The organism is Xanthomonas arboricola pv. juglandis, from assembly GCF_001013475.1.
GTDB lineage: Bacteria > Pseudomonadota > Gammaproteobacteria > Xanthomonadales > Xanthomonadaceae > Xanthomonas > Xanthomonas arboricola.
The window spans coordinates 1014834-1029852 of the sequence record NZ_JZEF01000001.1 but is presented as its reverse complement, the minus strand read 5'-3'; the positions used below and the strand labels follow the sequence as shown (position 1 = coordinate 1029852).

General features: G+C 65.8%; 15 protein-coding genes. 2 read left to right on the top strand and 13 right to left on the bottom strand.

The features are described from left to right. Positions 1-178: 178 nt before the first annotated feature. Positions 179-568, bottom strand: coding sequence for a hypothetical protein (locus XARJCFBP2528_RS23195; RefSeq protein WP_155410692.1), 390 nt, complete (start codon positions 566-568; stop codon positions 179-181). Between the two features lie 37 nt (positions 569-605). Between XARJCFBP2528_RS23195 and XARJCFBP2528_RS04105 the strand changes: the two genes are divergently transcribed. After that, entirely contained in the window at positions 606-1070 is a 465-nt protein-coding gene (locus XARJCFBP2528_RS04105) for a hypothetical protein (protein ID WP_155410691.1), read from the top strand. A 105-nt stretch (positions 1071-1175) separates the two neighbouring features. Here the strand turns inward: XARJCFBP2528_RS04105 and XARJCFBP2528_RS04100 are convergent, their stop codons facing one another. The 12 genes from XARJCFBP2528_RS04100 to XARJCFBP2528_RS04045 all read right to left on the bottom strand — a co-directional run bounded on the left by XARJCFBP2528_RS04100 (position 1176) and on the right by XARJCFBP2528_RS04045 (position 13302). Further along, positions 1176-2420, bottom strand: a complete 1245-nt coding sequence (locus XARJCFBP2528_RS04100) for a glutamate-5-semialdehyde dehydrogenase (RefSeq protein ID WP_016903206.1) — start codon at positions 2418-2420, stop codon at positions 1176-1178. A gap of 160 nt (positions 2421-2580) precedes the next feature. Then, positions 2581-3735, bottom strand: a complete 1155-nt coding sequence (gene proB / locus XARJCFBP2528_RS04095) for a glutamate 5-kinase (RefSeq protein ID WP_016903207.1) — start codon at positions 3733-3735, stop codon at positions 2581-2583. Positions 3736-3748: 13 nt separating this feature from the next. Beyond that, positions 3749-4009, bottom strand: coding sequence for a YciI family protein (locus XARJCFBP2528_RS04090; protein ID WP_016903208.1), 261 nt, complete (start codon positions 4007-4009; stop codon positions 3749-3751). Beyond that, positions 4009-4362 carry a cupin domain-containing protein gene (locus tag XARJCFBP2528_RS04085; RefSeq protein ID WP_016903209.1) on the bottom strand — a complete coding sequence of 118 codons (354 nt, stop codon included), beginning with the start codon at positions 4360-4362 and terminating at the stop codon, positions 4009-4011. Before XARJCFBP2528_RS04085 ends, XARJCFBP2528_RS04090 begins: the two co-directional genes overlap by 1 nt. Further along, positions 4362-5657, bottom strand: coding sequence for an argininosuccinate lyase (locus XARJCFBP2528_RS04080; RefSeq protein ID WP_016903210.1), 1296 nt, complete (start codon positions 5655-5657; stop codon positions 4362-4364). Before XARJCFBP2528_RS04080 ends, XARJCFBP2528_RS04085 begins: the two co-directional genes overlap by 1 nt. 127 nt (positions 5658-5784) lie before the next feature. Beyond that, on the bottom strand, positions 5785-6735 hold the full coding sequence (gene argC / locus XARJCFBP2528_RS04075; protein WP_026064482.1) for an N-acetyl-gamma-glutamyl-phosphate reductase: 951 nt from the start codon (positions 6733-6735) through the stop codon (positions 5785-5787). Next, a complete protein-coding gene (locus XARJCFBP2528_RS04070) occupies positions 6732-7343 on the bottom strand; it encodes a GNAT family N-acetyltransferase (protein ID WP_026064483.1) in 612 nt (203 codons plus the stop codon). The genes argC and XARJCFBP2528_RS04070 overlap by 4 nt, the downstream gene beginning before the upstream one ends. A 5-nt stretch (positions 7344-7348) precedes the next feature. After that, positions 7349-8692, bottom strand: coding sequence for an acetylglutamate kinase (locus tag XARJCFBP2528_RS04065; protein ID WP_026064484.1), 1344 nt, complete (start codon positions 8690-8692; stop codon positions 7349-7351). A gap of 48 nt (positions 8693-8740) precedes the next feature. Next, positions 8741-9841 carry an acetylornithine deacetylase gene (locus tag XARJCFBP2528_RS04060; protein WP_016903214.1) on the bottom strand — a complete coding sequence of 367 codons (1101 nt, stop codon included), beginning with the start codon at positions 9839-9841 and terminating at the stop codon, positions 8741-8743. Between the two features lie 325 nt (positions 9842-10166). Continuing rightward, entirely contained in the window at positions 10167-11408 is a 1242-nt protein-coding gene (locus tag XARJCFBP2528_RS04055; protein ID WP_196299007.1) for an argininosuccinate synthase, read from the bottom strand. A 52-nt stretch (positions 11409-11460) separates the two neighbouring features. Beyond that, positions 11461-12492: an N-acetylornithine carbamoyltransferase gene (locus XARJCFBP2528_RS04050; RefSeq protein ID WP_016903216.1), complete on the bottom strand. Its 1032-nt coding sequence runs from the start codon at positions 12490-12492 to the stop codon at positions 11461-11463. A gap of 312 nt (positions 12493-12804) precedes the next feature. Further along, positions 12805-13302 carry a hypothetical protein gene (locus tag XARJCFBP2528_RS04045; protein ID WP_026064486.1) on the bottom strand — a complete coding sequence of 166 codons (498 nt, stop codon included), beginning with the start codon at positions 13300-13302 and terminating at the stop codon, positions 12805-12807. Positions 13303-13488: 186 nt separating this feature from the next. Here XARJCFBP2528_RS04045 and cysS point away from each other — a divergent pair, with 186 nt between their 5' ends. Then, positions 13489-14913 carry a cysteine--tRNA ligase gene (cysS, locus tag XARJCFBP2528_RS04040; protein WP_016903218.1) on the top strand — a complete coding sequence of 475 codons (1425 nt, stop codon included), beginning with the start codon at positions 13489-13491 and terminating at the stop codon, positions 14911-14913. Positions 14914-15019: the final 106 nt, after the last annotated feature.

Sequence of the window (15019 nt, the reverse complement as noted above, 5' to 3'; positions counted from 1 at the left end):
GGGGAGTGTCAAAGGTCGTGGTTGGCGGGATGGGAACACGCGGGCCAACCGCAAGGCGCGGCCCCGGCATCTGAACCAACGGAGTCCATGTATCGCTCAGCTGGCAGCCGCGAAGGCCTGGCGAGAACAATGACCAGCGCATCACTGCCGCCAAGTCGCGCGCGATCACACCCAACGATCAGCAGCGAATTATTTTCCATTGCTCGCGCATCGCGTGCTGGAGGCGATGCTGATATCCACGATTCGCACGCAAGTCGATCGCTTCGCGCTTCCATTTTTCGAAAGGGATGTTCCCGCACATGATGGAGCGGCCTTTAACAATCAGGTGCTCATCCATGGGTATTTGCGGTTCCGTCGATCGTGTCCAGTCGGGAAGATTCACATATACCGAAAGTTCTCCGGCCCAGCAGCCGCCAGCGGGCAGCACTCCACAGCGTGTCAACAGCCCCGACCACGAAGATGGCGTGCTGGCAGGACTGAGCAGCGCGAGCCATCGCAGGAGTGCGAGCAGATCGTCTTCAAGACAGCGCTCCCTCTCGCCGAGCCTTAGGGCTGTCAGCGAGGTCATGCAGTCCGTCAGGGCCGAGTACTACAAAGCGCCCCGCTTGAAGTCGAGCAACAAAAAGAGAAACGCTGGCTTTGAGGACGCCGTTCGAATCCACAATGCGACTGCAGAGATCGCCCGGATGCGACAGCAGGTGGATAACCTGGAAGAGGATGTGGTGTCGGCGGCCATGGAGGGGAACGCGCACAACTGTGGTGAGCTGGCTACCCTGGCCGTCCACTATTTGCAGCAAGATCACAACCAGATCGCACGCCTTGCTTTCTTCAATGGAACAGCGCACACCGCCGCGATCGTCGGCCCAGTGCCGCGCGCAGGCACCTTGCCTTCGGACATGACAGATTGGGACGCGGACATCTATGTCTGCGACCCCTGGTGCAATATCGCCTGCAGGGCAAACGACTATCCCGCCGAATTCAAAGAAAAATGGAAAAGTGGGACCGCGCGGGGAAACAGGTGTGGCTGTCAGGAACTGGCTTCGTTTCCCCAACAAGCGATGAATGGATGAGCACGGTGCTTGGAGGAGAAAAGCGGGCCACGTGATCGAGTCGATGTCGGCCAGTGGCGCTGCAATGCACAGCGCCACAGGACTGAGCCGGCAACGCATGCCACTTCAATGGCGTACCTGGCCTTCGCCACGCACCACGAAGCGCTCCACGGTGAGCGCTTCCAGGCCCATCGGGCCGTAGGAATGCAGGCGCGTGGTGGAGATGCCGATCTCCGCACCCAGGCCGAGCTCGCCGCCGTCGGAGAAACGCGAGGACGCGTTGACCATCACCACGGCCGAGCGCAGCGACTGCACGAACTGCTCGGCATTGGCGGCGTCCCGCGTGGCGATCACCTCGGTGTGGTCCGAGCCGTACTGGCGGATATGCGCCAGCGCGGTGTCCAGATCCGGCACCACGCGGATGGCAAGGATCAGGTCGAGAAATTCGGCGGCGTAATCGTCGTCGCTGGCGGCGCCGATATCCGGCAACAGTGCGCGCGTTGCCGCATCGCCACGCAGCTCCACGTTACGGTCGCGCAGGGCCTGCGCGGCCGCCGGCAGGAAACGCGCGGCGATGTCGGCATGCACCAGCAAGGTCTCCAGCGCATTGCAGGCCGATGGCCGGCTGGCCTTGCCATCGACCAGCAAGCGCACGGCCAGATCCACGTCCGCCGACGCATCCACGAACAGATGGCACACGCCCTTGTAATGCTTGATCACCGGCACGCGCGCATGCTCGGCGACGAAGCGGATCAGTCCTTCGCCACCACGCGGAATCGCCAGATCGACGATATCGCTGAGTTGCAGCAGCTCCAGCATGGTCTCGCGGCGTAGATCCTCGACCAGCGTCAGCGCCGCTTCCGGCACGCCGGCCTCGTGCAAGGCGCGCTGCAGGGCGCGCGCAATCGCGGTATTGGAGTGGATCGCTTCCGAACCGCCCCGCAGGATCACGCCGTTGCCGGCCTTGATGCACAACGCTGCCGCATCGGCAGTCACATTCGGGCGTGCTTCGTAGATCATCGCGATCACCCCCAGCGGCACGCGCACCTTCTGCACGACGATGCCATTGGGGCGAACATCCTCGCGCGTGACCTGACCGACCGGATCGGGCAATTGCGCGACCTCGCGCAAGGCTGCGGCGATGCCGGCCAGGCGCCTGTCGTCCAGTGCCAGCCGGTCGAGCATGGCCGTGCCGGTGCCCTTGGCGCGGGCGGCTTCAAGATCGCGCGCGTTGGCGGTAAGGATCGATGCGGCATCGGCTTCCAGCGCGGCAGCCATCGCCTCCAACAAGGCCTGCTTGGCCTGCGCGGACAGTTGCGACAGTACTTGCGCCGCATCACGGCATTGCAGGGCGAGGGATTTGATGGTCATTGGAGGGCCGGGATCGGGGAGTCGGGATTGGGGATTGGCAAAAGCGGACGACACCGTTTTATCACCACAAGGGAATCAGTCGTAGGGACACGGAGGCGAGGTTCGAGAAACGCAGCGCACATGCGTTTGCCAATCCCCAATCCCGATTCCCCAATCCCCGCTACAAAAGCACCAGATCATCGCGATGCACCACGTTCTCGCCATAGCTATACCCGAGCACGCTATCGATCTCGCGCGAGTGGCGGCGGGCGATGCGGCGGATATCCACGGCCGAATACTGGCTGACGCCACGTGCCAGGCAGCGCTCGCCGGCGTCGTCGCGCAGGCGGATCTCCACCATGTCGCCACGCCGGAAGTCGCCGTGCGCACCGGCCACCCCGCCCGGCAGCAGCGAGGCGCCCTTGTCGGTCAGCGCGGCGGCGGCACCGGCATCGATCAGGATTGCGCCCGCCTCCACCGGTGCGTGACGCAGCCAGTACTTGCGGGCGGCAATGCGCGTGCGCGCGGCATGGATACGCGTACCGTGCAGGCGATCCTGCGCCAGGGCACGCACCACATCGCCATTGCGGCCGTTGAACAGATAGGTTTCGATGCCGGCCGCGCCGGCCTTTGCGGCGGCTTCCAGCTTGGTGCGCATGCCGCCGGTGCCCACGCTGCTGCCGCTGCCGCCGGCCATCGCCAGCACCTCGGCGGTGAGTTCGGCCACCTCGTCGAGCGGCCGCGCCAGCGGATTGCTGCGCGGGTCGGCGCTGTACAACCCGTCGATATCGGTGGCGATGAACAAGGCATCGGCATCAACCAGGGCGGCGACGATCGCTGCCAGGTTGTCGTTGTCGCCCAGCTTGAGCTCGTCCACCGACACGGTGTCGTTTTCGTTGATCACCGGCAACGCGCCCAGCCGCAACAACTCGCCCAGGGTGGCGCGTGCGTTGAGATAGCGGCGGCGGTTACGCAGGTCGTCGTGGGTGAGCAACACCTGCGCCACCGGGCGCTCGAAGAAGCGCTGCCAGAGCGCGATCAACTGTGCCTGCCCCAGCGCAGCCAGCGCCTGGCGCGCGGCGATCGGCGCACCGGCCTCGGCAGCCTTCGGCAGGATCGCGCGGCCGGCCGCCACCGCACCCGACGACACGATCACCAGCTCGCGCCCGGCCATCAGGTTGGCCGAGACAAACTGCGCCAGCCCCAGCGCAAAACGCGGCGACAGGCCACCGCCATCGGCGGCGAGCAGGCTGCTGCCGACCTTGAGCACTGCGCGTCGCCACGGCGGCAGCGCCTGCTCGGTAAATGACGCAGCAGTGGCGATGGGCGTGCTCATGGCGACAACCTGCTCAGTGCGTGTTCCACTCATGGACGGTCAGCGTGGAGGCATCGCGCAGCGCCAATGGATCGCGCGCGACGATCTGCTGCGCGTCCTCCAGGCTGGCGACGTTGATCAACACGTACGCGCCACCGCTGCCATCGCTGAAGCCGCCGGTCAGTTCCAGCTGCCCGGCCGCCCGCAGCGTGTCGAGAAATACACGATGCGGCTGCACCACATCGGCCGGAAAATCCGGCTTGCGCATCGCCACTACCAGATAGCGCGTTGCCATCAGCCGGCCTCCTTGTCGGGTGTTGCCTCGCTACGGCCGAACGGCGCGGAAATCACCAGAAAGCGCGCTTCCATCTCGGACAGGTTGTGCATCTGATGGGTGGAACCGGGCGGCACATGCAGGCCCTGCCCGACCCCGAGCACATGCTGCTCGCCATCCAGCTGCAGCATCACCTCGCCGGCCAGCACATAGAAGAAATGTCGCGCGCGGCTATGCCGGTGACGCAGCTCGGCCGCGCCGGGCGGCATGTGCTCTTCGAGCACGCTCAGGTTGGGGTCGCGCAACAGGTGCCAGCCATCGCTGGCTTCGCCCCAGGGGTAGTGCTCGGCGGTGTCGGTGCTGATCACGGCCATCAGACCAGCGCCTGCCAGCGGGCACGCAGGACGTCCAGCTGCAGATCTGCGGCGGCGCCTGGCGAGACGCGCGCGGCCAGGCTGCCTTCCGGCGTGCGCCCCTGCCCTGCGGTGTCGGCCGATTCCGCGGCCGCCTTGTAGGCCTCGCGGAACGGCACGCCGGCAACCGCCGCTTCCACTGCCACGTCGGTGGCATACATGCCCGAATCGATCGCCGCACGCAGCTTGTCCGGGCGCCATTCCAGATTGGCCAGCAGGGCCGGCAGCAGTTCCAGCGCCGCCAGGCCACGCCCGAAGCCGTGCACGATGGCGCCCTTGCTGCTCTGCAGGTCGCGGTGATAGCCCGATGGCAGCGACAGCAGCTGTTCGATCTCGGTCCGCGCCGCGGCCACGCTGGCATGGGTGGCGCGCATCAGTTCGATCACGTCGGGGTTGCGCTTGTTTGGCATGATCGAGCTGCCGGTGGTGTATTGCGCCGGCAACGCGACGAAGGCGAACTCGCCGCTGGTGAACAACGACAGATCCCAGGCGATCCGGCGCAGGTCCAGCGTTGCGCTGCCAAGCGCCTCGAGCGCGGCCAGTTCGTACTTGCCACGCGAGAGCTGGGCATAGATCGGCGACACCTGCAGGCGTGCAAAGCCCAGCTCGGCAGTGGTATGCGCACGGTCCAGCGGCAGGTTGACGCCGTAGCCGGCGGCGGTACCGAGCGGATTGCTGTCCACCAGGCGCAAGGTATCGGCCGCACGCACCGCGTCGTCGATAAAGGCCTCTGCCCAGCCCGCCCACCACATGCCGGCCGAAGACACCACCGCACGCTGGATATGCGTATAGCCCGGCACCGGCAACGCGGCTTCTGCCTGCGCGCGGTCCAGCGCCACCTTGGCGATTTCCGCGCCGAGCTCGGCCACGCGTTGCAGCTTGTCCTTCAACCACATGCGGGTGGCGACCAGGATCTGGTCGTTACGGCTGCGCCCGGTGTGGATCTTGCGGCCGGCATCGCCCAGCCGCTCGGTCAGGCGCGCCTCGATCGCCGAATGGCAATCCTCGTAGCGCTCGTCCAGCACGAACGCGCCACTGCGGAAATCGGCCGCCAGCAGGTCGAGCTGTTCGCTCAGTCCGCCCAGCTCCTGCAGCGACAGGATGCCGATGTGCTGCAGTCCCTGCGCATGGGCCTTGCTGGCAGCGATGTCGTACAGGAAGAACTCGCGGTCCAGGATGACGTCGTCGCCGGCCAGGAAGCTCTGGATCTTGGCGTCCACCGCCACGCCGGGTTTTTGCCACAACAGATTGGTCATCGGAAAGCGTCTCGAAATAAGTCGTCCAGTTAAATCCCCGCACATGGAGGTGCGGGCTTCTGCGAGGGACTCGCACCTTTGAATCCCCGCACAAGGATGTGCGGATTCCTGCGAGGGACTCGCATCATCAGCCAATCGCAGTCAATTCGTCCCAGCCCAATGCCAGGTTGAGGTTCTGCATCGCCTGCGTCGCCGCGCCCTTGAGCAGGTTGTCCAGCGTTGCCACCACCACCACGCGCTTGTTGCCCGGCGCCAGCGTCACGCCGCCGATCTGCACGCCATGCCTGCCGGCGATGCGGCTGACCCACGGCGCTTCATCGACGATCTCGATCAACGGCTCGTCGGCGTAACGCTGCGTGTAGCGCGCCTGGATCTGCTCGCGCGTCAGCGGTTGCTGCAGCCACAGGTTGACGGTCATGGTGATGCCACGGAAATGCGGCGCCACATGCGGCATGAACTCCACCGGCACCCCGAGCTGCGCAGAGACTTCGCGCTCGTGCATGTGATTGGTCAGCGCATACGGCATCAGGTTATCGGCCAGCAACTCGGGGTTGTTCTTGTCCGACGGCGTGGTGCCCGCGCCGGAATACCCGGACACACCGAAACACTGCGGCGGGCCGGCCAGTTGGTCGAGCAAGGGCGCGATCGTCAGCTGCATCGCGGTGGCATAGCAGCCCGGATTGCTGATGCGTCGCTGCCCGGCGTAGCTGCCGCGCGTCAGCTCCGGCAACCCGTAATACCAGGCCGGATCGAAGCGGTAATCGGCCGACAGATCGATCAGCAGCGTCTGCGGCCTGGTCGAATCGATCGCCGCGACGAAGGGCTCGGCCTTGCCGTTGGGCAATGCCAGGATCACCACGTCGGCGGCCTTGGCGGCCACCGCATCGGCATCCAGGCTCTCGTAGCGCAGCTCGCCGCGATACGCCGCGTTGTGCTCGGCCACCGGTTGCCCGGCCAGCTCGCGCGAGGACACGAACAGCAGCTGCAGATGCGGGTGTGCCACTACCAGCTTGATCAATTCCGATCCGGTATGCCCGCGGGCACCGACGATGCCGATGGTCGTTGTTTGAACAGTCATGCGTTTGCTTCCAGGCGGAACTGCAGGTGGCGTTTGACCCCGGCCCATTCCGTATCGATGATGGAGAACACCACGGTGTCGCGCGGCGTGCCGTCAGGGTGACGGGTGTGATTGCGCAGCACGCCGTCCTGCTTTGCACCAAGCCGCGCAATCGCTGCGCGCGAGGCGTGATTGAACCAACTGGTCTCGAACACCACGCTCAGGCAGCCCAGCGTCTCGAAGGCGTGCTGCAGCAGCATCCGCTTGGTGTCGGTATTGACGCCGCTGCGCTGCACGCGCGGCGCGTACCAGGTGTAGCCGATCGACAGCTTGGGCACTGTCGCATCCAGCCCGTAATAGCGTGTGCAGCCGACGACCTCGCCGGCCGCATCGCGTACCACGTAAGGCAGCACCCGCCCGTCGGCTTGCGCATCCAAAGCCGCGTCCACGTAGTCGTCCACCTGCGCCGGTGCCGGCACGCCGGTGTACCACAGCCGCGACAAGGCCCCATCGCCCAGCGCAGCGCGCAGACCATCGGCATGCGCAGCCTGCAACGGTTCCAGTGTTGCGTGTTGCCCGCGTAGCGTGGGCAGCTCGCGCCAAAGCGATGGCAATGCGACGGGCGCCATCGTACTCAGCCCAGCAGCGTCGGCTGGCGCGTCGCGCAATGCGCCACGCAGTGCTGGATCTGCTCGAAGTTCTCCAGCCCGTACCAGAACACCTTCCACTTCTCCTGCTTGATGCAGCCGTCGGACTCGGCGTAGTAGAAAATGTTGACCTGGTTGTTGTGACGCGAGCGCCAGAACAGTTGCGGGGTTTCCTCGCGCATCACGTTCCACACCGCACGGCCCAGGCCTTCGCCCTGGGCGTCGTCGAGCACGGCGAACTTGTCCAGGTAGATCAGCGCGCTTGCACCCAGCATGCCTTCGTCGGTGAGAATCACCGCGGCGCGGTAGTTCTCGCTGACATAGGCGCGCAGCAACTTGGTGTTGCTGAAGTACTCGGGCACCAGCGTGCGGCCGAAGCTGGATTCGATCAGGGTCCTGAGCCGCGGCAGGTCCAGTTCGTCCCAAGAGGTCGCACGCAGCACGCGCTCGCCGCGCCGCACCAGCGTGCCCGAGCCCTTGTGGGTGAACAGTTCCTTGGCCAGATCGGCCGGCCGGGTGATCGACACCGACGACTCCAGCGGCAGGCGATCGAGCAGATCCTTGATCTGTTCGATCTTCACCCGCATGCCGCCGTTGATCCACGGCTGCTGCATCAGATGGTCGAACTCGGTGGACAGGTTGATCGAGTCGATCACCTTGCCATCGGCATCCAGCAGACCGCCGGTGCCGGTGAGGAAGATGATCTTGTACGGCTGCAGCTCCTGCACCAGTTCGTTGGCGGCAAAATCCGCATTGACGTTGAGGATCTGCCCGCTCGGCGTCTCGCCCAGGCTGGTGATCACCGGGATCGAGCCGGCCTGCAGGCTGGCTTCGATCGGCGCCAGGTTGACCGCCTTGACCTCACCGACCAGGCCGTAGGTGTCGCGGTCCAGATACTGCGCTTCGAACACGCCGCCGGTGATCGAGGTCGCACGCGCGCCGTTCTGCTGCAGCGCCTCGACCAGCTTGAGGTTGGAGGCCTGAAACACCTTGCGCACGATTGCCAGCGCTTCCGGCGAGGTCACCCGCAGGCCGTTGACGGTGCGCTTCTCGATGCCGGCCGCCGACAGTTCGGCATCCAGCTGCGGACCGGCGCCATGCAGCACGATCGGGGTCAGCCCCACTTCCTGCAGGAACGACAGCGACGAGGTCAGCGCGTCCAGGTCGTCGCGCAGCACCGCGCCGCCCACCTTGACCACCGCAAAGCGTTTGGCATCCAGCTGCGAAAAACGCTTGAGGTACTGGCTGATTTCCTTGGCGCTGGCCATGCTCGAAAGCAGGCGCACGATGGTCTGGCGGGTCTGTTTGTGGGGCTGTACGGAGAGGGACATTGCCGTGATCGAAGAGAGGAGTGGCCGCGCCAGGCGCGGAACGCGGCTTCAGTTTGAGCCGTTGATGATGCGATGTACCGACTCGGCGTAGCGCTGCAGCTGCGCAAGCGTCACGAACTCGTCGGCGGTGTGCGCCTGGGCGATGTCGCCGGGGCCATAGACCAGGGCGGTGTAACCGCCAGCCGAAAACAGCGAGGCCTCGGTCCAGAAATCCACTGCATTGCCGATCGGCAGGTCCAGCGCATCGGCCACATCGCGGGCGGCCAGGCGGCGTTCTTCGGCACGCGCGATGTCGCCGGACGGCAGGCTCGGCCCACGGAAGGTTTCTTCGAAATGCGCTGCGGCCGGATCGGCAAATCCGGCAAACGTCGCCAGCAAACCGTCCACGTCCATCGACGGCAGCGGACGAAAGCCGAAACGCAGCTCGGCCGCCGGCGCGATCATGTTGGCCTTGATGCCGCCCTCGACCCGACCGATGTTGAAGCGCAGGCCGGTCAGGCCGCCGAAGCGCGCATGCGCCAGCGACTCGACATGGTCCAGCGCCCTGCCGCCCCAGCGCATCGCCTGGTGCAGCGCACTGGCGGAAGGATCCTGCTTGCCCGAGGCATGCCCGGCACGCCCGGCAAACCGCATCAGCACCGAGCTGATGCCGCGATGCGCCAGCACTGCCTCGCTCATGGTCGGCTCGGCGACCAGCACCGCCTCATACGGCACACCGCGCGCCAGGAACGCGGCGATGCAGCGCGGGTCGTTGGCTTCCTCGTCGGAGGAAAACAGGAAGGCCGCATCGCCCTGCCCGGCATTGGCCGCCGCCACCAGCGCCGCTGCCGCACCCTTGATGTCGCAGACGCCCAGGCCGATCACGCGATCGTCGGTACGCCGCATCACGTGCGGATCGGCGCTCCAGTGCGGCGAATCCGGCACCGTGTCCAGATGCACGTTGAACAGGTAGCTGGGCATACCGCGCACCGCATACAGGCTGACCGCACCGGCACCGTGGTCGATCACCTCGACCTGGAAACCGGGCAGCTGCGCGCGCAGATAATCGAAGATGCCGCCCTCGGCAGCGATCGCCCGCGGCGGATTGCGGGTGTCGAATGACACCAGCTGTTCCAGGTGTTCGAGGGTGGAGGCAAGTAGATCGGTCATGTCGGTTTGATCAATGGTCCGAAGTGGCGGCTAACAGAAGTCACAAATGCACGGTGGTGCGAGGCTGCGCGAACAACGTCTACAGCGCATCCAGGCCACCCTTCTCCCTTCGGAAGAAGGTGCCCCGAAGGCGCGGATGAGGATACGGGCGAAGCCGAGTGCACCGCACCCTGCGGGAGCTTCGCTCGTACCCTCACCTCAACCCCCGCTCCGCGCCCCGGCCCGCGCTTGCGGCGCGGGCGCTCCAAGGCACGCGCGCCAGCGGCGCGTCAGCCGTGCCTTCTCGCCCCGGGGGAGAGGTGCTTCGCATACGTGCCCTGAAACTTCAGCGATTCACCTGGGCATACAGCGTCGAGCTCATCCCGAACAGCTTGATGAAGCCTTCCGCTTCTTCCACGCCCCAGTCGGCCGACTGCGCATAGGTCGCACCCTTGGTGTTGAGCAGGTGCGGCGAACGCACCCCCACCGCATCGACGCGGCCACCGCGGGTTTCCAGCGTGACCTCGCCGTTGACCTTGGCCTGCGACGACTTCAGGAACGCCTCGATGTCGGTCTTGAGCGGGTCGTGATAGAAGCCTTCGTACACCAGCTCCACCCACTTGCGCGCCACATCCGGCTTGAAGCGGTTCTGCTGCTTGGTCAGCACCGCATCTTCCAGCGCGCGGTGCGCGGTCAGCAGCGAGATTAGACCCGGCGCTTCGAACACGATGCGGCCCTTCAACCCGATCACGGTATCGCCGGTGTAGACGCCACGGCCCACGCCGTAGGGCGCGAACAGCTTGTTGAGCTGGGCCAGGATCTGCTCGCCCGGCAGCGCCTTGCCGTTGAGTTCAACGGCCTCGCCTTCGACGAACTTCAGGGTGACGGTCAGCGCTTCGACCGGCCACTCGCTGCGCGGCGCGCACCAGCCGCGCGCACCCTCACCCGGCGCTTCCCAACGGTCGATCTCGCCGCCGGACATGGTCAGCCCGAGCAGGTTCTCGTTGATGGTGTAGGCCTGCTGCTTGGCGCGCACGCCGAAGCCGCGCTCTTCCAGATACTTCTGCTCGTAGGCGCGGGTCTGGGTATGCTCCTTCTGGATCTCGCGGATCGGCGCCACGATCTGGTAATCGCCCAGTGCCTTCACTGCCAGGTCGAAACGCACCTGGTCGTTGCCCATGCCGGTGCAGCCGTGCGCGATGCTGCGCGTGCCCAGTTCCTCGGCGCGCTTGAGCGCGGCGTCGACGATCAGGTAACGGTCGGACACCAGCAACGGATACTGGCCCTGGTAGCCCTCACCCGCCCACACGAACGGCTTGACGAAGCCCTGCCAGATGGCCGGACCGCCATCGACGGTGACATGGCTGGCGGCACCGAGTTCGGCCGCGCGCTTTTCGATGAAATCACGCTCCTCGGCATCCACCCCGCCGGTATCGGCAAACACGGTGTGCACCGCATAGCCCTGCGCCTGCAGATACGGAATGCAGAAGCTGGTATCCAGGCCACCGGAGAACGCCAGGACGATGTCCTTCTTGCTGCCGGAAATCGGGAGTTGGGAATCGGGAATGGTGGAAGCAGTGCTCATCATTGTTTCCTTGGTACGTAAAAGTGGGGATCAACGTTCTTGCTGTTGCGATTCTCTATTCCCGATTACCGATTCCCGCTTGCGAAGCGAGCGCCGCCATGATCGCCTTCTGCACATGCAGGCGATTCTCGGCTTCATCGATGGCGATGCAGTTGGGCGAATCCATCACCGCGTCGGTGGCCTTGACGTTGCGACGCAGCGGCAGGCAATGCGAGAACACGCCGTTGTTGGTCAGCGCCATCTTGCGTTCGTCGACGATGAAGTGCTGGTACTGGTCGCGGATCGGCTTTTCCGGCTCCCAGTTGCCGAAAAACGGCAACGCGCCCCAGCTCTTGGCATACACCACGTCGGCACCGGCGTAGGCACTGTCGATGTCGTGGCTGACCTGCAGCGAGCCGCCGCTTTCGGCCACGTTCTGCGCCGCCCAGTCCATGTAGCGCGGGTCCAGGATGTAGTCCGGCGTCGGGCACAGCAGGGTCACGTCCATGCCCATGCGGGTGGCGATCGTCAGCGCGGAATTGGCCACCGCGGTGTTCAACGGCTTGGGGTGATAGGTCCAGGTGAGCACATACTTCTTGCCGCGCAGATCCTGGGTGCCGAAGTGTTCCTGCAACGCCATCGCGTGCGCCAGCTCCTGGCACGGGTGGGTGATGGTCTCCATGTTGATCACCGGTACCGGCGAATACTTGGCGAAGCTCCTGAGCACCTGGTCCTCGCGGTCCTTGGACCAGTCGACGAACTTCGGGAACGCGCGCACGCCGATCAGGTCGACATAACGGCCCAGCACCCGCGCCACTTCGGCGATGTGCTCCTCGGTGTCGCCATCCATCACCGTGCCCAGATCGAACTCGATCGGCCAGGCGTCCTTGCCCGGCTGCAGCACGACCGCATGCCCGCCCAGCTGGAACGCACCCAGCTCGAAGCTGGTGCGGGTGCGCATGGACGGGTTGAAGAACACCAGCGCGATCGACTTGCCCTTCAGCTCGCTTCCCAGCTTGTTGCGTTTGAACAACGCGGCCTGGGTCAACAGCGCGTCCAGTTCGGCGCGGCTCCAGTCCTGGGTGTTCAAGAAGTGCTTCAGTGACATCGATCGATCCTTGTGCTGCGTGCTTCTGCTGCGTGGTCCGCCAGGAGCGGCGGGGTGCGCGACATGCGCGTTTCTTGCGGTTGAAACTTTTGTGACGTCAAAACGAAAAAACCCAGCCTGCGGGCTGGGTTTTCAACGGCGGAACAGCAAAACGCTCCGGTCACCCAGCGAAAATGTGGGATTCCGGTCGGCGGGCACGCGAGGTCATGCCGGAGGCCATCCGGGCGGCGCTGGTGTCGTGCTGAAAGGCGTTTGCGTACATAGGGCGCGAATCCTCGCATGCATGCGGGTACGGCGCAACCGCCGCGCGGCTCAGCGCGGCGGCGCGACGATGGCGTCGGGGATGTAGGGGGTGACCGAGACGCGGATGCGCAGCCGGTTGCCCGGGTCTTCCGGCAGTCGCGAACGGTACTTGGTGCCCTTGTAGACGTAGTCCACATCGAAGGCGATCGGCCGCCGGAACTCGCGCGGCACTTCCACCACCCGGCAGTTGCGCCGCGTGCTGGTCGGCGGCACCGCCATCGGCACGGACGCCGGCTCGGGGCGACGGGAGAACATCTCCTTGACCGAATCCACCATCCGGTTGATGCGGCCCTCGTCCTCGGCCGGTGCCACGACCACCGGTGCGACCTGCTCGGCCTCGCACTGTTCTTCCATGCGGGTGGCACGCAGGGTCTGATAGACCGGCTCGACATTGAGTACCTGCGCGTAATCCAGCTTCACGTTCTCGATCACCACCACCCGGTTCTTGGGATCGGTTTCTGCTGCGTGCGCTGACGATGCCTGCCAGGCGAACACACTTAGCAGCAGGAAGAACGGGGAAGGTCGCATCAGTACCAGGAGGGCGCAGCCAGGCAATACGTAAGTGTATGGAGCTTGCGATCCCTTGGGCTGAACGCAGCCCATCCGGTCACCGGTGCTGCTGCGCGCGTGCGGTTGGTTCGCCACACCGCCGCGACCGGCTAGAATCGCCCGGTTATCCTTTTTCAGATGCCGATGAGCCTGCGCCTGCACAACAACCTGACGCGGCGGGTCGAGCCGTTCGCACCGCTCGATCCGTCCAGCCCCACCCTGTATGTGTGCGGCCCCACCGTCTACAACTACGCGCATATCGGCAACGCCCGCGGCCCGGTCGTGTTCGATGTGCTGGCCGCCCTGCTGCGCCGGCGCTATGGCGCGCTGCGCTACGCGCGCAACATCACCGACGTGGACGACAAGATCAACGCCGCCGCGCAGGCGCAGGGCGTGCCGATCTCGACCATCACCGACCGCTTCGCCGCGATCTACCGCCAGGACATGGCCGCGCTCGGCGTGCAGCCGCCGGACATCGAACCGGAAGCGACCGCGCATATCCCGCAGATCGTGGCGATGATCGAGCAGCTGATCGCCAACGGGCATGCCTATGCCGCCGAAGGCCATGTGCTGTTCGCGGTGGCCAGCTTTGCGCACTACGGCAAGCTCTCGCGCCGCGATCCGGACGAGATGCTGGCCGGCGCGCGCGTGGACGTGGCGCCGTACAAGCGCGATCCCGGCGACTTCGTGCTGTGGAAGCCCTCCAGCGACGAGCTGCCCGGCTGGGACTCGCCCTGGGGCCGCGGCCGTCCGGGCTGGCATATCGAATGCTCGGCGATGGCTGCCGCGCACCTGGGCCCGACCATCGACATCCATGCCGGCGGCGTGGACCTGCAGTTCCCGCATCACGAGAACGAGATCGCGCAGAGCGAATGCGCGCATGGCGGGGCGACCTTTGCGCGGTTCTGGCTGCACAACGGCATGCTCAACTTCAGCGGCGCCAAGATGAGCAAGTCGCTGGGCAACATCGAGACCGTGCACGACCTGATCGCCCGGCACCCGCCCGAGGCGCTGCGCTACGCGCTGCTGAGCGCGCACTACCGGCAGCCGCTGGACTGGTCCGATGGCCTGATCGAACAGGCCAAGAACACGCTGGACCGGCTGTACGGCACCTTGCGCGACCTGGCCGCGGCCGAACACCCTGCGGGGATCGCCCCCGCGCAGCCGGCCACGATTCCCGACGAGGTGGAAGCCGCGCTCGACGACGACCTCAACACTCCGCTTGCGCTGTCGGTCATCGCCAGCATTGCCTCCGAGGCCCGCGCGCTGCGCACCCAACTCGCACAGGGCAGCGACGCATCGGTAGGCACCGCCGCGCTGTCCGGCCTGAAGTCGCGGCTGCTCGGCGCAGGCCTGGCGCTGGGATTGCTGCAGCAGGATCCGGCCGCCTGGTTCTCGCGCGGCACCGACGCCGGCGACGATGCACGCATCACGGCGCTGGTCGAAGAACGCAATGCCGCCAAGAAAGCCAGGGACTTCGCCCGCGCCGACGCCATCCGCACGCAGCTGGCCGACGAAGGCATCGTGCTGGAAGACACTCCGCAAGGCGTGCGCTGGAAGCGCGCATGACGCTCCTCCCTTCTCCCTTCGGGGGAAGGTGCCCCGCAGGGGCGGATCAGGGTGCGAGCGCAGCCACATGCACCTTCCTTGCGGTAAGGGCGAAGCCACCCGCATC